25 protein-coding genes and 1 riboswitch are annotated in these 22,071 nt (G+C 65.1%); of the genes, 12 read left to right on the top strand and 13 right to left on the bottom strand.

The window, feature by feature from the left end; translation table 11 throughout:
• Window positions 1-20: 20 nt before the first annotated feature.
• From ALII_RS0117535 to ALII_RS0117505, 7 genes are all read left to right on the top strand, one after another.
• Complete coding sequence (locus tag ALII_RS0117535) at window positions 21-2,237, top strand: 3-hydroxyacyl-CoA dehydrogenase NAD-binding domain-containing protein (protein ID WP_024588530.1); 2,217 nt, start codon at window positions 21-23, stop codon at window positions 2,235-2,237.
• A 99-nt stretch (window positions 2,238-2,336) separates the two neighbouring features.
• Window positions 2,337-2,882 (top strand): thioesterase family protein, encoded by a 546-nt coding sequence (locus ALII_RS0117530; RefSeq protein WP_024588529.1) that lies wholly within the window; start codon window positions 2,337-2,339, stop codon window positions 2,880-2,882.
• 46 nt (window positions 2,883-2,928) lie between these two features.
• The gene (locus tag ALII_RS0117525) at window positions 2,929-3,135 is read left to right on the top strand and encodes a hypothetical protein (RefSeq protein ID WP_024588528.1); all 207 of its coding nucleotides are present in this window, start codon (window positions 2,929-2,931) and stop codon (window positions 3,133-3,135) included.
• Window positions 3,125-3,421: a type II toxin-antitoxin system RelE/ParE family toxin gene (locus ALII_RS0117520; protein WP_024588527.1), complete on the top strand. Its 297-nt coding sequence runs from the start codon at window positions 3,125-3,127 to the stop codon at window positions 3,419-3,421. Before ALII_RS0117525 ends, ALII_RS0117520 begins: the two co-directional genes overlap by 11 nt.
• A complete protein-coding gene (locus ALII_RS0117515) occupies window positions 3,418-4,035 on the top strand; it encodes a 2-hydroxychromene-2-carboxylate isomerase (protein WP_024588526.1) in 618 nt (205 codons plus the stop codon). Before ALII_RS0117520 ends, ALII_RS0117515 begins: the two co-directional genes overlap by 4 nt.
• A 67-nt stretch (window positions 4,036-4,102) precedes the next feature.
• A complete protein-coding gene (locus tag ALII_RS0117510) occupies window positions 4,103-4,738 on the top strand; it encodes a helix-turn-helix transcriptional regulator (RefSeq protein WP_024588525.1) in 636 nt (211 codons plus the stop codon).
• Window position 4,739: 1 nt separating this feature from the next.
• Window positions 4,740-5,417 (top strand): thermonuclease family protein, encoded by a 678-nt coding sequence (locus ALII_RS0117505; RefSeq protein ID WP_024588524.1) that lies wholly within the window; start codon window positions 4,740-4,742, stop codon window positions 5,415-5,417.
• On the opposite strand, the gene ALII_RS0117500 is transcribed toward ALII_RS0117505, so the two are convergent.
• Window positions 5,418-7,073 carry a lysine--tRNA ligase gene (locus ALII_RS0117500; protein WP_024588523.1) on the bottom strand — a complete coding sequence of 552 codons (1,656 nt, stop codon included), beginning with the start codon at window positions 7,071-7,073 and terminating at the stop codon, window positions 5,418-5,420.
• 166 nt (window positions 7,074-7,239) lie between these two features.
• Between ALII_RS0117500 and ALII_RS0117495 the strand changes: the two genes are divergently transcribed.
• Window positions 7,240-7,698 carry a tellurite resistance TerB family protein gene (locus ALII_RS0117495; protein WP_024588522.1) on the top strand — a complete coding sequence of 153 codons (459 nt, stop codon included), beginning with the start codon at window positions 7,240-7,242 and terminating at the stop codon, window positions 7,696-7,698.
• Here ALII_RS0117495 and ALII_RS0117490 read toward each other — a convergent pair.
• Together ALII_RS0117490 and ALII_RS0117485 are read right to left on the bottom strand one after the other, a co-directional pair.
• Window positions 7,695-8,528 carry a transporter substrate-binding domain-containing protein gene (locus ALII_RS0117490; RefSeq protein WP_024588521.1) on the bottom strand — a complete coding sequence of 278 codons (834 nt, stop codon included), beginning with the start codon at window positions 8,526-8,528 and terminating at the stop codon, window positions 7,695-7,697. The genes ALII_RS0117495 and ALII_RS0117490 overlap by 4 nt on opposite strands.
• Window positions 8,525-9,814 carry an ATP-binding protein gene (locus ALII_RS0117485; RefSeq protein ID WP_024588520.1) on the bottom strand — a complete coding sequence of 430 codons (1,290 nt, stop codon included), beginning with the start codon at window positions 9,812-9,814 and terminating at the stop codon, window positions 8,525-8,527. The genes ALII_RS0117490 and ALII_RS0117485 overlap by 4 nt, the downstream gene beginning before the upstream one ends.
• An 80-nt stretch (window positions 9,815-9,894) precedes the next feature.
• Between ALII_RS0117485 and ppk2 the strand changes: the two genes are divergently transcribed.
• The gene (ppk2, locus tag ALII_RS0117480) at window positions 9,895-10,797 is read left to right on the top strand and encodes a polyphosphate kinase 2 (protein WP_024588519.1); all 903 of its coding nucleotides are present in this window, start codon (window positions 9,895-9,897) and stop codon (window positions 10,795-10,797) included.
• Here the strand turns inward: ppk2 and ALII_RS0117475 are convergent.
• Window positions 10,757-12,553 (bottom strand): glycosyltransferase family 2 protein, encoded by a 1,797-nt coding sequence (locus tag ALII_RS0117475; RefSeq protein ID WP_024588518.1) that lies wholly within the window; start codon window positions 12,551-12,553, stop codon window positions 10,757-10,759. The two genes, ppk2 and ALII_RS0117475, sit on opposite strands and share 41 nt — an antisense overlap.
• A gap of 354 nt (window positions 12,554-12,907) precedes the next feature.
• Entirely contained in the window at window positions 12,908-13,516 is a 609-nt protein-coding gene (locus ALII_RS0117470) for a CDP-alcohol phosphatidyltransferase family protein (protein WP_024588517.1), read from the bottom strand.
• 136 nt (window positions 13,517-13,652) lie between these two features.
• Here ALII_RS0117470 and apaG point away from each other — a divergent pair, with 136 nt between their 5' ends.
• Entirely contained in the window at window positions 13,653-14,045 is a 393-nt protein-coding gene (gene apaG, locus ALII_RS0117465) for a Co2+/Mg2+ efflux protein ApaG (protein WP_024588516.1), read from the top strand.
• On the opposite strand, the gene ALII_RS0117460 is transcribed toward apaG, so the two are convergent.
• The 6 genes from ALII_RS0117460 to ALII_RS0117440 all read right to left on the bottom strand — a co-directional run bounded on the left by ALII_RS0117460 (window position 14,038) and on the right by ALII_RS0117440 (window position 18,225).
• Entirely contained in the window at window positions 14,038-14,295 is a 258-nt protein-coding gene (locus ALII_RS0117460) for a hypothetical protein (RefSeq protein ID WP_035450124.1), read from the bottom strand. The genes apaG and ALII_RS0117460 overlap by 8 nt on opposite strands.
• Before the next feature lie 63 nt (window positions 14,296-14,358).
• Window positions 14,359-14,529 (bottom strand): hypothetical protein, encoded by a 171-nt coding sequence (locus ALII_RS22740; RefSeq protein ID WP_161632278.1) that lies wholly within the window; start codon window positions 14,527-14,529, stop codon window positions 14,359-14,361.
• A gap of 108 nt (window positions 14,530-14,637) precedes the next feature.
• The gene (locus ALII_RS0117455) at window positions 14,638-14,994 is read right to left on the bottom strand and encodes an MliC family protein (RefSeq protein ID WP_035450123.1); all 357 of its coding nucleotides are present in this window, start codon (window positions 14,992-14,994) and stop codon (window positions 14,638-14,640) included.
• Window positions 14,995-14,996: 2 nt separating this feature from the next.
• Window positions 14,997-15,986 carry an Hsp33 family molecular chaperone gene (locus tag ALII_RS0117450; RefSeq protein WP_024588513.1) on the bottom strand — a complete coding sequence of 330 codons (990 nt, stop codon included), beginning with the start codon at window positions 15,984-15,986 and terminating at the stop codon, window positions 14,997-14,999.
• A 107-nt stretch (window positions 15,987-16,093) separates the two neighbouring features.
• Window positions 16,094-17,011, bottom strand: coding sequence for an ornithine carbamoyltransferase (argF, locus tag ALII_RS0117445; RefSeq protein WP_024588512.1), 918 nt, complete (start codon window positions 17,009-17,011; stop codon window positions 16,094-16,096).
• Window positions 17,012-17,022: 11 nt separating this feature from the next.
• Window positions 17,023-18,225: an aspartate aminotransferase family protein gene (locus ALII_RS0117440; protein WP_024588511.1), complete on the bottom strand. Its 1,203-nt coding sequence runs from the start codon at window positions 18,223-18,225 to the stop codon at window positions 17,023-17,025.
• Window positions 18,226-18,586: 361 nt separating this feature from the next.
• On the opposite strand from ALII_RS0117440, the gene ALII_RS0117435 reads away from it, so the two are divergent.
• The gene (locus ALII_RS0117435) at window positions 18,587-19,084 is read left to right on the top strand and encodes a GcrA family cell cycle regulator (protein ID WP_024588510.1); all 498 of its coding nucleotides are present in this window, start codon (window positions 18,587-18,589) and stop codon (window positions 19,082-19,084) included.
• A 2-nt stretch (window positions 19,085-19,086) separates the two neighbouring features.
• Here the strand turns inward: ALII_RS0117435 and phoU are convergent, their stop codons facing one another.
• A complete protein-coding gene (gene phoU / locus ALII_RS0117430; protein WP_024588509.1) occupies window positions 19,087-19,815 on the bottom strand; it encodes a phosphate signaling complex protein PhoU in 729 nt (242 codons plus the stop codon).
• Window positions 19,816-19,984: 169 nt separating this feature from the next.
• Between phoU and ALII_RS0117425 the strand changes: the two genes are divergently transcribed.
• On the top strand, window positions 19,985-20,716 hold the full coding sequence (locus ALII_RS0117425; protein WP_024588508.1) for a LuxR family transcriptional regulator: 732 nt from the start codon (window positions 19,985-19,987) through the stop codon (window positions 20,714-20,716).
• Between the two features lie 13 nt (window positions 20,717-20,729).
• Here ALII_RS0117425 and ALII_RS0117420 read toward each other — a convergent pair whose 3' ends face one another.
• Window positions 20,730-21,914 carry an O-succinylhomoserine sulfhydrylase gene (locus tag ALII_RS0117420; protein WP_024588507.1) on the bottom strand — a complete coding sequence of 395 codons (1,185 nt, stop codon included), beginning with the start codon at window positions 21,912-21,914 and terminating at the stop codon, window positions 20,730-20,732.
• 55 nt (window positions 21,915-21,969) lie between these two features.
• A riboswitch (SAM riboswitch) is annotated at window positions 21,970-22,046 on the bottom strand.
• Window positions 22,047-22,071: the final 25 nt, after the last annotated feature.

Here is a 22,071-nt window from a genome sequence, read left to right as displayed (position 1 = left end):
CGGGCGGAGGAGATTTGAAAATGGCTGACTACAAGAACTTCACCGTCGAAACCGATGCCGACGGCATCGCCCTCGTCACCTGGGAAATGCCCGACCGTTCGATGAACGTCTTCACCGAAGAGGTGATGGACGAACTCGACAGGATCATCGACCAGGTCGCCGGCGACGCCGCGATCAAGGGCGCGGTCATCACGTCCGGCAAGGACAGCTTCTCCGGCGGCGCCGACCTGACCATGCTCAACCGCATGCTGGGCATCTTCGCCAAGGAAAAGGCGACCAACCCCGACGCCGCGATGAAGATGCTCTTCGACGGCGCGGGCCGCATGTCGTGGCTCTGGCGCAAGCTCGAGACGAGCGGCAAGCCCTGGGTCTCGGCCATCAACGGCACCTGCATGGGCGGCGCGTTCGAGCTTTCGCTCGCCTGCCATGGCCGCGTGGCGGCCGACAGCGACAGCGTCAAGATGGCGCTGCCCGAGGTCAAGGTCGGCATCTTCCCCGGCGCCGGCGGCACGCAGCGCGTCCCGCGCCTGACCGATCCGCAGTCGGCCCTCCAGATGCTGACGACCGGCCAGAACCTGTCGCCGAAGAAGGCGAAGTCGATGGGCCTGATCCATGAGATCGCCGCCCCCGACAAGCTGATCGAGACCGCGAAGGGCATGATCAAGAATGGTCTCAAGGCCACGCAGCCTTGGGACGAAAAGGGCTTCAAGCTGCCCGGCGGTCCCGTCTATTCGGCCGCCGGCGCAAACCTTTGGCCCCCGGCGATCGCCATCCTGCGCCGCGAGACCTACGGCAATTATCCGGCCGCGTCTGCGATCCTGAAATGCGCCTATGAAGGCCTTCTCGTGCCCTTCGACACCGCGCTCAAGATCGAGCAGCGCTACTTCACCGAGATCCTGCGCTCGACCGAAGCGGCGATGATGATCCGTTCGCTCTTCATCTCGTTGCAGGAACTGAACAAGGGCGCACGCCGCCCGGCCGGTGTCGCACCGACCAAGTTCTCGAAGATCGGCGTCCTCGGCGCCGGCTTCATGGGCGCAGGCATCGCCTATGTCACCGCCAAGGCCGGCATCCCGGTCGTCCTCCTCGACCGCGACATGGCGTCGGCTGAAAAGGGCAAGGCTCATTCGGAGGGCCTCGTCGACGGCGCGATCAAGAAGGGCCGCGCGACCGAGGACGACAAGCAGAAGCTCCTCTCGCTCATCACCCCCACGGATGACTACGCCAAGCTCGAAGGCTGCGACCTCGTCATCGAGGCCGTGTTCGAGGATTCGGAAGTCAAGAAGGGCGCGACCGAAAAGACCGAGGCCGTCATCGCCGACAGCGCGATCTTCGCCTCCAACACCTCGACCATCCCGATCTCGGGCCTGGCGAAGAACTCGAAGCGGCCCGACCAGTTCATCGGCATCCACTTCTTCTCGCCGGTCGACAAGATGATGCTCGTCGAGATCATCATGGGCGAAAAGACCGAGGACAAGGCGCTGGCGACCGCCATCGACTACGTCCGCGCGATCAAGAAGACGCCGATCGTCGTCAACGACACGCGCGGCTTCTACGTCAACCGCTGCGTGCTGCGCTATATGGCCGAAGCGTTCAAGATGCTGATCGAGGGCGTCCCGCCGGCGATGATCGAAAACGCGGCCAAGATGGCCGGCATGCCGGTCGGCCCGCTCGCGCTTACCGACGAGACCGCGATCGACCTCGCGCAGAAGATCATGAAGCAGACCATCCGCGACATGGGCGAGGGCTCCGTCGATCCGAAGCAGTTCGAGCTGATCAACACCATGGTCGACACGCACGGACGCCAAGGCCGCAAGAACGGCAAGGGCTTCTACGACTACCCGGCGAAGCCCGCGAAAAAGCACCTGTGGCCGGAGCTGAAGACGCTCTACCCGCAGCAGGACGCCGATAGCGTCGATGTCGAGGAGCTGAAGCAGCGCTTCCTCGTCGTCATCGCGCTGGAGGCCGCACGCGTCATGGAAGAGGGCATCGTCACCGACCCGCGCGAAGCGGATGTCGGCTCGATCCTCGCCTTCGGCTTCGCGCCCTATACGGGCGGCGCTCTTTCCTACATCGACGGCATGGGCGTAAAGAACTTCGTCGCGCTCGCCGAAAAGCTCGGCGCCAGATACGGCAAGGAGTTCGACGTACCGGCGCTCCTGAAGGACATGGCTGCCAAAGGCGAGACCTTCTACCAGCGCTTCGATCCTTACGCGGGTGCCAAAAAGGCCGCCTGATACGATCTCTACGCCGTCTTTCCTCTCCCCCGGTTTCGGGGGAGAGGTGGCTCGGACGAAGTCCGAGACGGAGTGGGGGTCTTTTTCCCGGAGCCAAGAATGTACGTTTGGGGGCGCCTCGCGCGCATGGTCGCCACCGCGAAATCGCGCGGACCGTTCCGTCCGGGCGACGAAAGCCGGCTGAAATTCCGCTGCCTGCCGTCCGATATCGACCGCAACATGCACTTGAACAATGCGCGCTACATGATGCTGGCCGATGTCGGCCGCGTCGACATCTTCCTGCGCCTCGGCTTTTTGAAGCTCGCGCGCGAGCGCGGCTGGGGCCCGATGATGGGCGGGCTGCAATCGGTCTATGTGCGCGAGATCAAGCTGTGGCAGCGTTTCGAGGTCGTCACCACCGTCGAGACCTGGACCGATCGCCATTTGATCGGCCGTCACCGATTCCTGCACGACGACGGCCGCACCGCCGCCGTCATCATGACGACGGCAGGCGTCTACGACCGCAACAACCGCCGCTTCGTGCCGATCGACGAACTCATCGCTGAGCTCGGCATCGAAGCCACCCCACGCCCGCTTCTGCCCCAGGAAGAAGCCTTCCTCGCCTCCCATCAAGGCTTGCGCGATTTGGCGAAGTCCTCACATTGACGCAAGGATTGGAGAAGGCGAGAATGGCGTAAAGCCGGAGAATGAGATGACCAAGCTTGAACTGGCCGTCAAGGACGCCGCGCAGCTTCCTCCTGATCTGCAGGAGCGATTGGGCGAAGACCTCTTGCATGTTGTGCACCGCATTCTCGCGCTGCAGGACGAGTTGGCCATCGGCATCGAACAGCTTGAGCGTGGCGAGGGGATACCGGGCGAAGAAGTCATGGCGGACTTGAAACGGCGCTATGGCGCTTGAGATCATCTTCGCCCCCGCTGCGCAAAAGGATGTCGATAGCGCCGCGCGATACCTCTCGGCGTGGAACCCCGAAGCGGCAGCCAATATGCTCCGGCAACTCGATCGTACCCTGGAGTTGATGAGCGGTCGCCCATTCATGGGGCCGGTCGTTTCGGCCGGCAAATATCGCGACATGCGCAAGATCACGATGCCGCCCTATGCCGTCTACTATCGCGTCTTGGGGAACTCGATCGAAATCGCTCGCATGCTCCATCACGCACAGGAAAGCGAACGACGAAAGCTATGACCCGCATCATCGACTACTACCTCATCGGCTCCTCGCCCTACGCCTATCTCGGGCACAACGCCCTGCACGAGATCGCGGCGCGTCACGGCGCGACGATCCGCTACAAGCCGATCGACATCATGGGCGTCTGGGCGAATTCGGGCTCGGTCCCGCTCGGCCAGCGCACGCCGCTGCGCCAGCGCTACCGCCGCGTCGAACTGCAGCGATTTCGCGAGATGCGAGGCCTGACGCTCAATCTCGAGCCGGAATTCTTCCCCGTCGATTCCGCCCTTGCCGACCGCGTCGCCATCGCGCTCGTTGAAGCCGGCGCCGACCCCGCCGGCTATCTGTGGCGCGTCCATGAGGGTGTCTGGGCGAAGGACGAGAACGTCGCCGACCGCGCGCAACTCGCCGCCTACCTGACGGCCGAGGGCCACGACGCGGACGCTATTCTCGCCGCCGCCGACACGCCGCAGGTCGAGGAAAGCCGCAAGGTCAACACGCAGTCGGCCGCGGCCAGCGATGCCGTCGGCGCGCCGGTCTACGTGCTCGATGGCGAGGCTTTCTGGGGGCAGGACCGGCTCGAGCTGCTGGACGCCATGCTGGCGACCGGCCGCGCCGCCTACCGTCCATGACGCTGGACAAGCCGGCCGTGCCGCGCTAACACGTTCAAGGTATATTTTCCTCTAGCGGGGTGGCGCCATGCTCTCCCATGACAAGGTCTGGGCCGCGATCGACGCGCTGGCCGCGCGCAATGCGCTGTCGGCCTCGGGGCTGGCCAAGCGCGCGGGCCTGGATTCCACCGCCTTCAACAAATCGAAGCGCCAGTCCGCCGACGGCCGTCCGCGCTGGCCGTCGACGGAATCGCTCGCCAAGGTCATGGACGCGACGGGCGCCTCGATCGACGATCTGCTCGGCCTGTTCAAGGCCGATGGTGAGGCGCGCCCGACGTCCTCGACGGTGCCTTTGATCGGTTTCGCGCAGGCCGGCGCCGGCGGCTATTTCGACGATGCGGGCTTTCCCGCCGGCCATGGCTGGGATCAGGTGCCGCTTCCGGCCGGTGCGGGCGAGGGCGCCTATGCCCTGACGGTGCAGGGCGATTCCATGCTGCCGCTCTACCGCGACGGCGACGTGCTGATCGTCGACCCGGCAGCGCAGGTCCGCAAGGGCGACCGCGTCGTCGCCAAGACCGCCAGTGGCGAGGTGACCGCCAAGGTTCTGGCACGGAAAAGCGCGAAGATAGTCGAACTCCAGTCGCTCAACCCGGACCATCCCGATCGTTCCATCCCCGCAGATGACATCGTCTGGATGGCGCGGATCGTCTGGGCGAGCCAGTAGCATGCGTCCGGCCGCGCTCCTCGTGGGTGTCGGCGGTCTGGTCCTGGTCGGCGCCATCGTGTTCGGCTGGGGCCAGAGCGAACTGGCGTCGGGTCCGTCCGACCGGCAAGTTTCGGTAACTCCGCCCGTCGCACCTGAGCCAACACCGCCCGCGCCAAAATCCGAGCGCGTCGGCCGCCCCGTCGCGCCGACCATCGCCGCCCCGCCCGTCGACATCACGCAACTGGAGCGCGTCGCGCCGCGCGAACCGCTGAGCCCGCTCGGCGCGCCGGAAGACCCGGCAACCCGCCCGCCGCGCGAAACGCTCCTTCATCGGCCCGTCGCCATCGATGCCGGCACGATCGAGGCGGAAGGCCACCGTGTTGCGCTGGAGGGAATCGAGATCGTCGCCGCAGACGAGATTTGCGGGGAGGGCGGCGGTTCCTGGCCGTGCGGCGTTCATGCCCGAACGGCCTTCCGCAACTATCTGCGCGGCCGCGCCATCGCCTGCACCGTGCCCGGCACGCCGGGCGGCGAGACGATCGTCAGCCGCTGCAAGCTCGGCCCTGCCGATCCCGCCGAATGGCTGGTCGCTCAAGGCTGGGCACATGCTGCGCCCGGCAGCGGCTACGAGGATGAGGAAAGGGCGGCGAGCGAAGCCGGGCGCGGCATACACGGCGCCGCTCCCGGCTCGAATTGACTACTGCAATTCGCCCTTGAGCGCCTTGTCGATCAGTACCCGCGTGTTGTCGATGCCATAAAGAGCCACGAACGAGCCGAAGCGCGGACCCCGTTCCTGACCGATCAGCACCTGATAGATCATCTGGAAGAAGGCGACCGAAACGCCCGGCCCGCCGGTCGGGCTCTTCTTGGCGTGGTCTTGGTAGCGCTCGATGGAGCGTGCCACGTCGAGCGCCGCATTCTGGATCGCCTCGCCGTCGGCATCGGCGGGAAGCGCCGCCAGCCCTTCCGAAAGTGCCGCCAAGGCCTCCCGCTCCGCCTCGTCCGGTGCGCGGAATGCCTTCGTCGGCTTCACGAAATCGTCGAAATAGCGGATCGCATAGGCGGTCAGCCGGTCGAGTTCGGGGTGCGTCTGCGGCGTCACGCCCGGCGCATGGCGCGAGATGAAGCCCCACAGCACCGCCTTGTCGTGCGCGTTCGACGCGGAAACGAGGTTGAGCAGAAGCGCGAAGGTCACCGGCAGTTCGATTTCCGGCGGATTGCCGTCATGGATATGCCAGACGGGATTGCCGAGCCGCTCCTTCCAGTCCTGCCGCGGATAGGCGGCGAGGAACTGGTAATATTCGTCGACCGCGCGCGGGATGACGTCGAAATAGAGTTTCTTCGCCTGTCGCGGCCGCTGGAACATGTAGAGCGCCAGGCTCTCGGTGGGCGCATAGGTCAGCCATTCGTCGATGGTCAGGCCGTTGCCCTTGGACTTCGAGATCTTCTGGCCGTTCTCGTCGAGGAAGAGCTCGTAGACGAAATGCTCCGGCGCCCGGCCGCCGAGCGCCTCGCAGATCGCGTCATAGACGCCCATGTTGGGTCCGTGATCCTTGCCGAACATCTCGAAGTCGACACCCAGCGCGGCCCACCGCGCGCCGAAATCCGGCTTCCACTGCAGCTTCACCTGGCCGCCGGTCACGGGCAGCGTCGTCTCCTTACCGTCCTCGTCGTCGAAGGTGATGGTGCCCGCTTCCGCGTCCACATTCTTCATCGGGACATAGAGCACGCGGCCGGTCTTCGGCGAGATCGGCAGGAAAGGCGAATAGGTGGCGCGGCGTTCTTCGCCCAGCGTCGGCAGCATGATGGCCATGATGTCGTCATAGCGTTCGGCGACGCGCCTCAAGATCGCGTCGAGCTTGCCCGACTTGTAGTATTGCGTCGCGCTGGCGAACTCGTAGTCGAAGCCGAACGTGTCGAGGAAGCGGCACAGCATCGTGTTGTTGTGGTCGGCAAAGCTCGCATAGTCGCCGCCGAACGGGTTCGGCACGGCGGTCAGCGGCTTGTGCATGTGCGGCTCGAGAAAGGCGCGATCCGGCACGTTGTCGGGAATCTTGCGCATCCCGTCCATGTCGTCGGAAAAGCACAAAAGGTTCGTCGCCACCTTGTCCTCGGTCAGGATGCGGAAGGCATGGCGCACCATCGAGGTACGGGCCACCTCGCCGAACGTGCCGATATGCGGCAAGCCGGATGGCCCGTAGCCGGTCTCGAACAGCACGGTCTTCGGCCAGGCCTTGCCCTCGTAGCGTTTGACGATCTTGCGCGCTTCCTCGAACGGCCAGGCTTTCGATACCTTAGCCGCTTCGAGAATTTCCGGGGTCAAATGGAGCGCGTTCGATCCTGTGGTCGCCATCGTGTCGATATCCGGTTTCTGGAAACCCGCAAGCCAGCGGGCGGGCATGGTCTATGCTTGCAAGGGGCGAGCGTCAATCTTTGGCGGCCTCGGCCGCGCCGATTGCATTGCGGTTCGGCGGCGTCGCTCCTAGATTTGAAACTGAATCCAGAAGAGGGCGAGAACCATGGCGAAGACGAAACCCGAGGAAGCCTACCGCGTCCGCGAGCCCGCGCCCAAATTGTCGCCGCAGGAGGCGATGGTCTACATCATGGTCATCACCTCGGCCGCCGACCGCGACATGGGCGACGAGGAACTCGCGCGCATCGGCGCGATCGTGCGCACGCTCCCTCTCTTCGCCGGGTTCGACCAGGCCGGAACGCTGCGCGTCGCGCAGGCCTGCCAGAAGGCGCTGGCGGCGGAGGGCGGCCTGCCGGACGTTCTGGAGGCGATCCGCGACGCGCTGTCGCCGCGCCTGCGCGAGACTGCCTATGCGCTGGCCGTCGACGTTGCAGCGATCGATCTCGACATCCGCGAGGAGGAGGATCGCATCCTCGACATCGTCAAGGCGCGTTTTTCCATCGACCCGCTCGCCGCCGCCGCCATCGAGCGCGCCGCAGCGATCCGGCACCGCGTGGAAGACTAGAAGAAACTCACCGGGAAATAGCGCAGGTAGAGTTCGGCGAAGCGTCCGCTGGCGTCGATTTCCCGAAGCGCCGAATCGAAGGCGGTCGCCAGGTCGGCATTGTCGCGCGCAACGGCGATCGTCAGCCCCTGGCCGAGATGGTCCGGCGCGAGATAGGGCCCGCCGACAAGGGCGCAGCAATCCTCCGGTTCGTCTCCGGCAAGCCAGTTGGCGATGCGCAAACCGTCCGCAAAGGCGGCATCGATCCGCCCGGCCTTCAGGTCGCGCAGCATCCAGTCGGCGCGCGAGAACGGCACCGGTACGGCATCGGCGAAATGCGCGCGCAGGAGAGCTTCATGCGCCGAGCCGGCCACGACGCCGATCCGTTTTCCGGCCACCGAGCGGTGAAGGGGCTCGGCAAGGTTCGCCGAACGCGCCGCCACGAAACGGGCGGGAAACTTGAGATAGGGTCGCGTGAACGCCAGGTCTTCGCGCAACTGCGCCGTCGGCGCGAGACCGGCGATGATCGCCTCGCCGTCCCCGTTTTCCAGCGCCGGCACGAGTTCGTCCCAGGGCAGCGCCTGGATCTGGCAGACGGCATCGAGAGACAATTGCCGGCATATGTCGCGCGCGAGATCGACATTGAAGCCCGTCAACTGGTTGTTCGCGTCGAGGAAGTTGAACGGCGCGAAGTCCACCGTCGTCAGGAAGCGAAGGCGGGGCAGGTCCGTCACCTGCGGGCGTTCGATGCGCTCGCGCGCATCCCAGAAGCTGGGAATCTGCGGGCTTTGCGCGGCAGCCTGCATCGGGAGGGCCGCAAGCAGCAGAAAGAGAATGGCAGCGCGCATCATCGGGCGGTCTGGTCCTTGGCAAGCGGCAGGTGCATGGTGAAGGTCGCGCCGTCGCCCGGCGTCGAGCGGATCGTCAGCCTTCCCTTGTGACGGGTCAGGATATGCTTGACGATGGCAAGACCAAGGCCCGTCCCCTTCTGCACCCGGCTGGTTTCCACGTCGACGCGGTAGAACCTTTCCGTCACGCGCGGAATATGCTCGGCCGGAATGCCCGGCCCATGATCGCGAACCGAAAGCGCGGCTTCCTCGTCGTCGCTCGACAGCGTGATGTCGAGCCGCTTGCCGGCCTGTCCGTACTTGCAGGCGTTCTCGACCAGGTTTTCGACGACCTGTACGATCTCGTCGGCATTGGCGAGCACGCGCACGGGCTGTGCCGGCAGGTCGAGCGAAAGCTCCATTTCGTTATCGCGGATCATCTGGCCGAGTGAATCGGTGACCTGCCGCGTCAGCGCCACGAGGTCGACGGCCGTCCCCGCGCCGGCGAGCGGCTTCATCTCCAGCCGCGACAGCGACAGAAGGTCGTCGATCAGCCGCGCCATCCGGCCGGTCTGGGTGTGCATGATCTGGAGGAACCGCTCGCGCGCCTCGGCATCGTTGCGCGCCGGGCCGCGCAGCGTCTCGATGAAGCCGGAGATCGAGGCGAGCGGCGTGCGCAATTCGTGGCTGGCATTGGCGATGAAATCGGCCCGCATCCGGTCGATCCGCCGGGCTTCGCTCTGATCGCGAAAGTGGAGCGCGAAGCGGCCGTCCTCGCCGATCCGCGTCACGCTCACCTTGAAGCTCCGCTTGATCGGAACGCGCTCGGCATAATCGATGGGCCGGACATGGCTGCCGGCGAGCGCCGCTTCAATCAGATCGTGCATTTCCGGGCTGCGGAAGCGCAGTGCGACGAGTTCGCCTGGCTGGATGCGGCCGAAGGCGAGCGAAGCCGCCGCATTGGCGATCAGGACGACGCCGTTCGCGTCGCAGACGATCAACGGGTCGGCGATCGCGGCCGCCAGTTCCAGTCCGCTCGGATGCGCTTCGTGCTCGGAATCGCTGCCAAGGGGGCGCGGGGACGCTGAGATCGCGGGCTGCCTGCGCGGCGCGCCGGCCCCCATGATCGCTGCGGCCAACACCGCCATCGCGGCGATCAGGCCCAGAATTGGGCGTCCCGCGACGCCTGCCACCAGCGCGATGGCGCCAAGCGATACGCACACCACGACCGCCTGATCGCGCAGGCGCATGCGCCAGCGCGCGCCAAGTCGTCTGGCCGACGAAAGCGATGCGGAACTGTCGCTTGCCACCTTTGCCCCTCGCTCAACTTCGGCTGGACCGGAACCTGGCCCCCACATAGCATGAACCCCGAAAATCGAAAGGATATCCGATGAATGCGACGCTTTTGCCCGGCGATCCGATCGCGCCCATACGCCTGAACGTTCGCGGTAAGGAGCGCGTGTTCGACATCGACGATCCCGACCTGCCGGACTGGATCGACGATCATCACCTGACCGCCGACGCCTTCCCGTATGCCGAGCGCATGCCGAAGAAGGACTACGAGGCGGCGCTCGAGAAGATGCAGGTCGAACTCGTCAAGCTGCAATACTGGCTTCAGAAATCCAGCGAGCGCGTCATGATCCTGTTCGAGGGGCGCGACGCTGCCGGCAAGGGCGGGATGATCTTCGTCATCCGCCGCTACATGAACCCCCGCACCGCGCGCAACGTCGCCTTGACCAAGCCGTCCGAGGTCGAGCGCGGCCAATGGTATTTCCAGCGCTACGTCGCCCATTTCCCCACCGACGGCGAATTCGTCACCTTCGACCGCTCCTGGTACAATCGCGGCGTGGTGGAGCCGGTAATGGGCTTTTGCACGCCGGCCGAGACCGAAAAATTCTTCCGCGAGGTGCCGACCTTCGAGGCGACCCTCGTCGACGACGGCATCCACCTTTTCAAGTTCTGGCTGAACATTTCGCACGAAACCCAGCTCAAACGCTTCCACGACCGCCGTCACGATCCGCTGAAGACATGGAAGTTTTCGCCCATCGACGTCGCCGGCATGTCGCGCTGGGATGACTACACCGCGGCGCGCGACGCGATGCTGGAACGCACGCACAGCCAGGTATCGCCCTGGATCGTCGTGCGGGCCAACGACAAGCGCCGTGCCAGACTGGCCGTCATGTCGCGCATCCTGCGCGCGCTCGCCTATGATGGCCGCGATCTCGACGCAATCGAGTCGATCGATGCCAGCATCATCGCCGATTATCGAGCCGCAGCGCCTCTGCCGGGGTGATCGCCTCGCCGGTTTGCCGCCGGACCAGAATCCGGCTCGGCGGATGCGGCGTCTTTTCCCAGTGATGGGGCTGGCGGATCAGGTGCCAGACGGCCCGCCACGCGCCATGCGATAGGGCGAGCCAGTAGAGCGGCGTCGCGGCCGCCACCGTCCAGAAGCCGGGCCGCTCGGAAGGTGACAGCGTGCGTCGTCCCAGAAGCAGGAAGGCCGCGTAGCCGGCGGCGACGTTGAAGATGTCGAGCGCCAGGATTGCCGCATGGTTGGTCGGCAGCGCGCCCTTCACCGCAAGTGTCGTGCCGAGCGCGATGATGGTGATGACGAAGAACACATGCGCCAGTGCGGAAAGCACCATTCCCGCAAACAGCACCTGCATGAGCACGAAATTGCCGAAGCCGAGGTCGCGCTTCAGGGTGCGCGGCGACCGCATGTGCACGAGCCAGGTCTGCATCCAGCCCTTGAACCAGCGCGTGCGTTGCGGCAGCCACGTGTCATAATCCGCCGGCGCGGTCTCATGGGTCGGCCGCGTGATGAGGTCGACGCGATAGCCGAAGCGCGTCAGCCGCAAGCCCAGGTCGGCATCCTCGGTGACATTGTAGGGGTCCCAGCCGCCCACGGCGTCGAGCGCCTCGCGCCGGAAGTGGTTGGACGTCCCGCCAAGCGGAAGCAGTGCGTTCCACGACGCCAGCCGGGGCAGAAGCCCGCGAAAGAGCGCCGCATATTCGAGGGCGAACAGCCGCGGCAGCAGGGGCCGTGATCGTGAGATGACGAGCGGCGCCTGCAGGCAGCCAAGCTCGCGGCCCTCGCGGCTGAACCGATCCCACGCCTCGCGCAACTGCAACGGGTGCGGCCGGTCCTCCGCATCATAGAGCACCACGAACTCACCCTTGCATTGCGGCAAGGCGTAGGCGAGCGCCTTCGGCTTCGTGCGCGGATTGCCGGCTGGCACCACGATCACCTCGACGCAAGGATGCAGATCATGCGCAGCGAGCGCGGCGCGCGTCGCCGCATCGTCGCTCTCGCAGATCAGCTTGATCTCCAGTCTCGATCGCGGCCAGTCGATCTTGCCGAGCGCAACGAGCAGTTCGGGCACGATGTCGGCCTCGTGCCGCAACGCCACCAGCACGGAGTAGATCGGCACCGGCGCGCAAGGGTCGGTCTCGATCCGGGCAAGTTTCAGCGGCCTTGCGACCATCGCCGCCGCGACGCGCAGCAGGACGCAGGCAAGGAATGCCAGGCTGCCGGCCGCGTGGATGACCAGCGCCAGCCGGCCGAAGTCGAAAATGGCGAGTGCGGCAAGACTTGCGCCGAGCAGCCCGAGCACGAAGCCCTGATACCCCGTCATCACGGTCCGTGCCGAATGCGAGGGCGCGGCTTCGGCAAGTCCCGAGACGGCCGCACGCATGAGCGAAGCGCGGCTGCGCGCCTGGATCGCCTTGCGCAAGGTCGTGGGCGCGACGATGCGCAGGCGGTGGCGAAATTCCGGCTTGCCGCGGGTCAGTCGCAAAAGGTCGTCGACGGAGGCGTTGAGCGGAGCGACCAGCAGGAGCGGGCGCTCGTGCGAATAGTAGAAGACCGGCGGCAGATCGCCGTCGCGCGACAGCGCCTCGAACCGCACCGCCTTGCGCATCACGACGAGCGACGGTTCGATCTGTTCGAGGAAGGGCAGGCCGAGCAGCGTGGCGAGCGCGCGGCAATAGCGCTCTTCGGTGACGACCTGCGCCGCGATCAGTTCCGCCGCGAGGCTCGTCCCGTTCATCCTGCATCGGGCCGAAGCCGTTGCGAGGTCAGCGGGCGTCAGGCCAAGTGCACGCGCGAGTTCTTCGGTCGGCGGCGGTGTCCGCAACACCGGCTCTTGAGTGCAATCCGTCACCAAAGACGTTCGCGGACCGGAAACATCGCCGATGGCGGTGCTCTCAGCCGCGTCGTCGAGCATGCCTAGGCAGCCCCGAGCAGGACATGGCCGTCCTGTCGGCAACCCGCAAAGTTCGTCATCGAGGCCCGTCCCGCCCTGAAAGCTGCACTTTCGTGCAACGTTAGGTTTAGCCGCAAATGATGTCCAGTCGAAATCGATCGCCCGTATCGGTCTAGCGGCGAAAGACTGCGCCGATGCCTATTCTCGGAAAGTCCGGGCCGCGATGACGATGCGCGAAACGGCGGTATAAAAGCACAGCGCAGCGAAAACGAACGCAAGCACCGCGAACCATTCCGGAAAGAGGCAGAAGGCGACGAAGAAGGCGATCGTCTCGGTCGCCTCGGCCAGTCCGGTGGTGAAGAAGAGGGATTTTTCCCCCCTCGCGTCGGTGGAGAGGCCACGCTTTTCGGCCATGACCGCATAGGCGAGGAAGCTTGCGCCATTGACGTAGAACGACAGGATCAGAACGGCGCCGGCAACGGAATTTGCGGACGGATCGGCCAGCACGAAGCCGAGCGGGACCAGCCCGTAGAATGCGAAGTCGAGCACGATGTCGAGATAGCCGCCGAAATCCGACTTGCGCGTGTGGCGGGCGACCGCTCCGTCGAGGCCGTCGCCGATCCGGCTGAGGAGTAGCAGGAAAAGTCCGCTCAGATAGGCTTCGAGCGCGATGGCGACGAAGGCTGCGAACCCGGCCGCGAAAGCTGCCAGGGTGACGGCGTTTGCGGTGACGCCGCTTCGCGCAAGGCTGCGGCCGGCGCGGTCCAGCGCCGGATCGATCCTTGCTCGTGCCCAGCCGTCCAGCATTGCATTGCTCTCCTCGGTTCGGTCATAGGTGAAAGCGCGACGGCCGCATGATCACTTTCGCTTCAACTTTCACGCGCCGCGCACCCAAAGCGTCCCCGTATGCGTTATTTTTCGAGGAGTGAGTGTGAGCAAGCCGATGTACCGGACGACCACCAGCGGGATCGAGGTCACCGTGGAGCCCTTTTTTCTCGAAGAGCGCTCCCAGCCGGAGGTTGGCCGCTATTTCTGGGCCTATCGGGTCACGATCGCAAATCGGGGCACGAAGGCCGTCAAGCTCGTCTCCCGGCACTGGCGCATCACCGATGCCAGCGGAAAGCTCGAGGAAGTGCGCGGCGCCGGCGTCGTCGGCGAACAGCCGGAACTGGAACCCGGTGACAGCTTTCAGTACACGTCGGGCTGTCCGCTCGCCACCTCGTCCGGCTTCATGGTCGGTGACTATACGATGCGCGACGAGGCCGGCCGCGAGTTCGACGTCGCCATTCCCGCCTTCTCGCTCGACCTTCCCGGCGAGCGCCATTCCGTCAATTGAGCGTATCCTCGCCGTCGCCGGCGACCGGAAAGAGCGAGCGGTCGACGAGCGCGCGCCCGAACCGCAGCATCAGATCCGCAGCCAGCGTCTGGTCCCGTCCGAGATGCCGGTTGTAGGCCTTGCCGGCAGCGAAGTTCATTCGCTGCGCGGCTTCGGGATCGATCTGGTGGATGGCCTGAGCGAGAAGGACGGCGATCTCGCAGACGGCCTCTGCAATCTCTTCCTCGTGGCCGGCTGACAATGCGGGCATGCTTATTCCGATCGGCTGTGATTCACGGCCGACCTTGGCAGCTTATGGTTTCCGCAATGCTAATCAGTTGAGCGGGGCGCCCGCAGTCGGCCCAGAGCAATCCGGATTCGACCATTCGTCGCAAGGCGAACCCGCGCGGTCTGCCCGCCCGACCGTGTCGGACGTCACCAGTTCCGCAAAGCCTGCCGCAAAGCCCGCGACGAGGAGCCAGATTATTGCCAGTCTTATGATCATCGTTCATCCGGTAGCGATGCCCCCCGCTTGCCGAATTCCGGGGCATACTGCAACCGCACGCTTGATGAAGGTTTAAGTCACACGTTAACAAAAGTGGCGCAATTGTGGCTAAGGCTGCTCGATGCACGACGCCAGAGGCGGTTCGTCTGCGCCGGCCATTTCGTCGAAGAGCGTCGCCTCGCTGCCCTTCGACCACCACACATAGCGTCCGCCGACGTAGCGCACACCGGAAGCGGCAATGCCGGCCGAAGCCACGATCCGCTCGCCTTCCCAGTCGAAAATCGCAAGCGATACCGGCCCGGCATTGACGTAGCGCACGTCGATTTCGGTCGATCCGCAAAGATAGGCGAGGGTGGTTTCCTCGACCTCCGTCCCGGGAAAATCGATCATCACTTCGCCGGCCCGGGCGGCCGGAGCCGCCAGAGCCGCAATGAGCAGAAGCGAAGGCAGAAGCCCTTGGGCCATCTTCAATTCCGCGTGACGAAGTCGGTCGGATCGAACTCGTAATGGGTCGAGCAGAACTCGCACGAAACCTTGATCTTCCCGTCCTCGATGCTGTCGGAGATTTCCTCTTCCGTGAAGCCGTCGAGAATTCCGCGGATTTTCTCGCGCGAGCAGGAGCAGTCGTCGATGACGTCCGAGCCTTCGAAGACGTGGACGCCGTGCTCGTGGAAGAGCCGGTAGAGAAGGCGCTCGGGGCCGACGGTCGGATCGATCAGCTCGTCCGCCTCGATGGTCGAGACCAACGCCTGCACCTCGGCCCAGGCATCGTCGGTCGGATCGGGCATCTCGCCATTGTCGCCGTCGCCGCCCGGAAGATCGGGCAGGCGCAGACGCTCGGGCGCCTCGGGCAGGAACTGCGAGAGCAGACCGCCGGAGCGCCAGTGCCCGTCGAAGCCGTTCTGGCCCTTGATCATCTGGCGCGCGACCGACAGCCGAACCTCGGTCGGAATCTGCTCCGACTGGCGGAAATAGGTGCGCGCGGCGTCTTCGAGCGAAGTCGAGTCGAGCTGGACGATGCCCTGGTAGCGCTGCATGTGCTGGCCCTGGTCGATGGTCAGCGCCAGAACGCCCTTGCCGAGGAGATCGGCGGGCGAAGATTTGCCTGCCGCGCTCGCCTCCGCCACGCGCTCGGCATCGAAGCTGGCATAGGCGCGCAGTGAGCCGGGCGTGGTGAAGTCGGCGACGAGCATGTCCACCGGCCCGTCGGAGCGGGTCTGGAGAATGAACTTGCCGTCGAATTTGAGCGAGGTGCCGAGCAGCACCGTCAGCGTCATCGCCTCGGCGAGCAGCCGCGCGACGGGCTCGGGATAGTCGTGCCGGCCGAGGATCGCGTCGAGGATCGGGCCGAGCTGGACGACGCGGCCGCGCGCATCGAGCGGGCCGACCTGAAACGGAACGACGGTGTCGTCACCGGCGAAACCGAAATCGCCGAGCTTTGCATGCGGTGCAGTCACGGGAACATTCCTATCCTCGGGGAAGCGCGATTATCGCCGCGCCGCGCCCGCTGGCCAAGCCAGATCTATCAACTGTGCCCGGCAGATAGGTGCCGCGCCGCGTTCAATCAAGCGCCGAAGCACCACGCAAGCACGGCCTTCTGGGCATGCAGCCGGTTCTCCGCCTCGTCGAAGACGACCGAATTCGGTCCGTCGATGACCTCGTCCGTCACCTCCTCGCCGCGATGGGCGGGCAGGCAGTGCATGAAGAGGGCATCGGGCTTCGCGCCGGCCATCAATTCGGCATTGACCTGATAGGGCTGGAAGACGTTGTGGCCGCGCGCGCGATGCTCCTGATTCATCGAGACCCAGGTGTCGGTGACGACGCAATCGGCGCCCGCAACCGCTCGGTCGGCGCTGTCGTGGAATTCGATGCGCCCGCCATTGGCCCTCGACCAGTCGACGAATTTCGCGTCCGGCTCGCTGCCCGCCGGAACGGCGATGTTGAGCCGGAAATTGAAGCGTGCGGACGCTTCGGCCAAAGAGTGCAGCACGTTGTTGCCGTCGCCCGTCCAGGCGAAGAGCTTGTCCTCGACCGGCCCCCGATGTTCCTCGAAGGTCATCAGATCGGCCATGATCTGGCACGGATGCGTGTCGTCGGTCAGGCCGTTGATGACCGGGATCGTCGCGTGCTCGGTCATTTCCAGCAGGCGGTCATGCTCGGTCGTGCGCATCATGATGGCATCGACATAACGCGACAAGACGCGCGCCGTGTCGGCGATCGTCTCGGACCGGCCGAGCTGCATTTCCGTGCCCGTCAGCATCAGGGTCTCGCCGCCGAGCTGGCGCATGCCGACGTCGAAGGAGACGCGCGTGCGGGTCGACGGCTTGTCGAAGATCATCGCCAGCACCTTGCCTTCCAGCGGACGCTCGCGCCCGCCCGCCTTGAGGCGCGTCTTGCGCGCGCGCGCGTCGTCCAGGATGGCGCGCAGCTCGCCCGATGCGATGGCGGAAAGGTCGGTGAAATGCCGGAATGCTGAAGCCATGATCTCGTTTCTCAGGCGGCCGAGCCGGCCTTGCGCGCGGGCAGCGCGAGGTCCGATGCGGCGTCGCGGATCGCTTCGACGGCGATGCGGATTTCCTCGTCGGTGACGTTGAGCGGCGGCAGCAGGCGGACGACGTTGTCGCCGGCAGGCACCGCCAGGAAATTGTGCCGCCTGAAGGCGAGGTTCACTTCGCCATTGGGCATCCGGCATTTGAGGCCGAGCATCAGCCCCGACCCGCGCACGCTCTCGAAGACCTCCGGGAACTCGTCGACGACCGAGGCGAGCGACTGCTTCAGGAGCAGGGACTTGCGCTTGACCTCGTCGAGGAAGCCCTCTTCGAGGACGACGTCGAGGACGGCATTGCCAACCGCCATGGCGAGCGGGTTGCCGCCGAAGGTGGTGCCGTGGACGCCCGGCACGATGCCGGATGCGGCCTCGTCGCTGGCCAGGCACGCGGCCATCGGAAAGCCGCCGCCGATGCCCTTGGCGATCGCCATGATGTCGGGCGCGACGCCCGACCACTGATAGGCGAACAGCTTGCCGGTGCGTCCGATGCCGCACTGGACCTCGTCATAGATCAGGAGCAGGCCGTGCTTTTCACAAAAGCCGCGCAGGCGCGCGAGCATGTCGGCTTCGATCGGACGGATGCCGCCTTCGCCCTGCACCGGCTCGATCAGGATCGCCGCCGTTTCCTCGGTGATCGCCTTTTCGAGAGCTTCGAGGTCGCCGAACGGAACCTGGTCGAAGCCCTGCACCTTCGGGCCGAAGCCTTCGAGATATTTCGGCTGGCCGCCGGCCGCGATCGTCGCCAGCGTGCGGCCGTGAAAGGCGCCCTCGAAGGTGATTATGCGGTAGCGCTCTGGATTGCCCTTGGCGTAGTGGTAGCGGCGCGCCGTCTTGATCGCGCATTCGAGCGCCTCGGCGCCGGAATTGGCGAAGAACACCTTGTCGGCGAAGGTCGCGTCGGTCAGGCGCTCGGCAAGGCGCGTCTGTTCGGGAACCTCATAGAGATTGGAGACGTGCCACAGCTTTTCGGCCTGCGTCTTCAGCGTCTCGACGAGATGCGGATGCGAATGGCCGAGCGAATTGACCGCGATGCCGGCCGCGAAATCCAGATAGCGCTCGCCGCTTTCCGTATAGAGCCAGACGCCTTCGCCACGTTCGAAACGCAAGGGCGCGCGGTTGTAGGTTTCGAAAAGGGCCGAACCGCCCATGGCCTCACTCCATCCGGGGGACGCGATCAAAAACAAAAAATCCGCCTCGAGGGCGGCTTCTGCCCGTCTTTATCAGCGTTCGCGGGCGCGCTGTCAATTCTTTGCAACGCAGCGTCATGCGCCGGGGCAATGCGACAGATCGGCGACAGACGAAGCGCCCAAGTTGGGGAAAACCGAAAAAACAGAATCGGTGTGTCCGGCCGACTCTTGTCACCGAGTCGGCGCATATTGTAGTTTCGGGCCAGTAAAGAACTAGATTTCGTGCGGCGGATCTAATCACCAAGCTCAACGCGGTGCCCACTCGGCAGTTGCCGGGCGGGAAAGGATTCGGATTCCGCACCTCACTTAGGAGCGTGTCGCCATGAACTGGACCGACGAGCGGGTGGAACTTCTCAAGAAGCTTTGGGCCGAAGGCCTGAGCGCCAGCCAGATCGCAACCCAGCTCGGTGGCGTCAGCCGCAACGCCGTCATCGGCAAGGTCCACCGCCTGAAGCTGTCCGGCCGGGGTCGGGCCTCCTCGGCAACGCCGCGTCCCAAGAAATCCGCCCCGTCGGCTCCCAAGGCGCCGCGCCCGAGCCGCCCGATGACGACCACGATCGGCGCGACCGCTCTTCAGGCCCGCTTCGATGCACAGCCGGAAGCCGCGCCCGCGCCGCGCCTGTCCAGCGTCGTCGTGCCGCTGTCGCGCAATCTCAAGCTGATCGAACTGTCGGAACGCACCTGCAAATGGCCGAATGGCGATCCGCTGGCCGAGGAATTCTCGTTCTGCGGCAACGATGTCGGCGATTGCGGTCCTTATTGTGCCTATCACTCGCGCGTCGCCTACCAGCCGGTCGCGGAGCGCCGCCGTCGCGGGTAAGCCTACTGCGCCGCGAACCGCGCGGCGTCCATCACCACGCGATGGCTCTCGTCCTCCTTGGGACGCTCCGGCGGCAATTGCTCGCCCGTGACGATGAAATAGACCGTCTCGACGATGTTGGTCGCGTGGTCGCCGATCCGCTCGATGTTCTTGGCGCAGAACAGGAGATGCGTGCAGGCGGTGATGTTGCGCGGATCTTCCATCATGTAGGTCAGGAGCTCGCGAAACAGCGAGGTGTACATCGCGTCGATCTGCTCGTCGCGGTCGCGGATGAACGGCACGCGCTCGACCGATCGCGTCGCATAAAGGTCGAGCACATCCTTGAGTTGCGTCAGGGCAAGGTCGGAAAGCGCTTCGAGCCCACGGAAGAGACGGGGCGGCTGGCGCGTCTCGGCAACGGCGCCGACGCGCTTGCCGATGTTCTTGCCCATGTCGCCGACGCGTTCGAGATCGGCCGCGATGCGGATCGCGCTCAGGATTTCGCGAAGATCGCCGGCCATCGGCTGGCGCCGCGCGATCAGCGCGACGGCCTTTTCGTCGATCTCCCGATGTGCCTCGTCGAGGGCCTTGTCCGCCTCGACGACATGCCGCGCAAGCGTCAGGTCGGCGTTGACGAGCGCGGCGACCGACTGTTCGACCAGCCGCTCGGCCTGGCCGCCCATCGCCGCGATGCGTGCGCCGAGCCTGGCCAGATCCTCGTCATAGGCGCGGACGATGTGACCTGACGACATGTCATTGCTCCAGAATCAGTTCGCTCAAGTTTAGGTGCCGGACATGACGGAAAAAAGAACCCACCATCATGACCGCTGTAAATGGCGCCGCGCACAAGTGAAAGTTGTTGCGTGACATCAGTTTGAGCCCATACTATCGTTTCACACCGGATACAAAAGGGCATCGGCCGTGCGCTCCTTCGACGAGACGCTTCAATTCGCATCCGACCTGCAATCCGCCCATGCCATCGACACCGTTCGAAACAAGTTCCTGTCGCTGACCTCGCTCTATGGTCTCGACCGGGTGCTCGTCGGCACGCTGCCCGATGACGGTCTCAGCCCGGAGGACCAGAAGGCCCACGTGCTGATGCATAGCTGGCCCGAGGAATGGCTGGATCACTATGTGGGCGAAGACTATCTCGAATGCGATCCGCTGGTCGACATCATTCGAAATGGGCCGCGTCCCGTTCCCTGGAAAGGGGCCGGCGCGCTGCCCGGCCTGTCTCCCCGCGCACGCCTGATGTTCGACGAGGCAAGCGAATTCAAGATCAAGGAAGGGCTCGTCCTCCCGATCATCACGCTCGAAGGCGTGGTCGTCTTCGTCTCGCTGTCGGGCGAGATGCTGGACATCGATCCGTTCGAGATCGGCACGCTCCAACTGGCGGCGACCCATGCGGTGACGCGGGCGCTGCAATTGTCGGAGATCGCTAGGGTGCAGCGCACCCGGCCCGAACTCACCGCGCGCGAGCGCGAGTGCATAAGGTGGGCCGCGCTCGGCAAGTCGGAATGGGAAATCTCGCAGATTCTCGGCATTTCCGAACACACGTCCGAAAAGCACCTGCTCAGCGCCAAGACCAAGCTGGGCGCCGTCAATCGCGTGCAGGCCGTCGCCGAGGCCATCCGCCTCGGCTACATCACCTAGCCGCTCGTCGCGCCTAGACCGTCTCCAGCGCCCGGTCGAGATCGGCGATCAGATCGTCGGCGTCCTCGAGCCCGACCGAAAGCCGCACCGTGCCGGGCGTGATGCCAAGCTCCATGCGCGCCTCTTCCGTCAGGTTCTTGTGGGTCGTCGTCGCCGGATGCGTGATCAGGCTCTTGGCATCGCCCAGATTGTTGGAAATCCTGACGATGTCGAGCGCATTCTGGAAGCCGAACGCACCGGCCTTGCCGCCTCTCGTCTCGAAGCAGACGAGCGTCGAACCGCCCGTCATCTGGCGCGCGATGATGTCGGCCTGCGGATGATCGTTGCGACCGGGATAGATGACGCGCGAAACCTTCGGGTGGCAGGCGAGATGCCCCGCGATCCGCGCCGCACTCTCCGTCTGCTGCTTCACCCGGATCGGCAGCGTCTCCAGCCCCTTGAGCAGCGTCCAGGCATTGAACGGCGACAGCGACGGTCCGGTGTGGCGGAAATAGTCGTGCAAATTCTCGTCGATCCACTGCTTGTCGGACAGGATGATGCCGCCGAGGCACCGGCCCTGGCCGTCGATATGCTTCGTCGCCGAATAGACGACGACATGGGCGCCGAGTTCGAGCGGCTTTTGCTGCAGCGGCGTCGCGAAGACGTTGTCGACGACGACCCGCGCGCCGATGCCGTTGGCGATCTTCGCAACCGCTGCGATGTCGACGACTTCGAGCGTCGGATTGGTTGGGCTTTCGAGAAAGAACAGCTTGGTGTTCGGCCGCACCGCCGCCTCCCACTGCGCCATGTCGCGGCCGTCGACGAGCGTCGACTCGATGCCGTATTTCGGCATTAGCGTCTCGACGACCCAGCGGCAGGAGCCGAACAGCGCGCGCGCTGCGACCACATGGTCGCCCGCTTTCACCGAGCAGAGAAGCGCGGCCGAGATCGCCGCCATGCCCGATGCGGTCGCCCGTGCATCCTCGGCGCCTTCGAGCGCGCACATGCGCTTTTCGAACACATCGACCGTCGGGTTGGCGTAGCGCGAATAGATGAAGCCCGGCTCGTCCCCCTTGAAGCGTGCTTCGGCCGATTCCGAACTGTCGTAGACGAAGCCCTGCGTCAGATACATCGCCTCCGACGTCTCGCCGAACTGCGAGCGCACGGTCGCGCCATGGACGAGTTGGGTGGCGGGCTTCCAGTTCTTCTCGTTCGACATCGGCATCATCCAGACACAAAAAAACCGGCCGCGAAAAGTCGCGCCGGTCCATACAGCCTTGCGGCCCACGGTCCTTTAGCGACTTGTTTTACGTGGCTGCAAGCCGACCGGCAAATCACCACGGGATAAAGCGCCGTCTACCGGCTTTCTCGCCTTG

Origin of the sequence: Aliihoeflea sp. 2WW (assembly GCF_000497755.1) — a bacterium.
Classification (GTDB): domain Bacteria; phylum Pseudomonadota; class Alphaproteobacteria; order Rhizobiales; family Rhizobiaceae; genus Aliihoeflea.
Note: the sequence above shows the minus strand (reverse complement) of the source record. Positions and strands in the feature narration are given on the sequence as shown.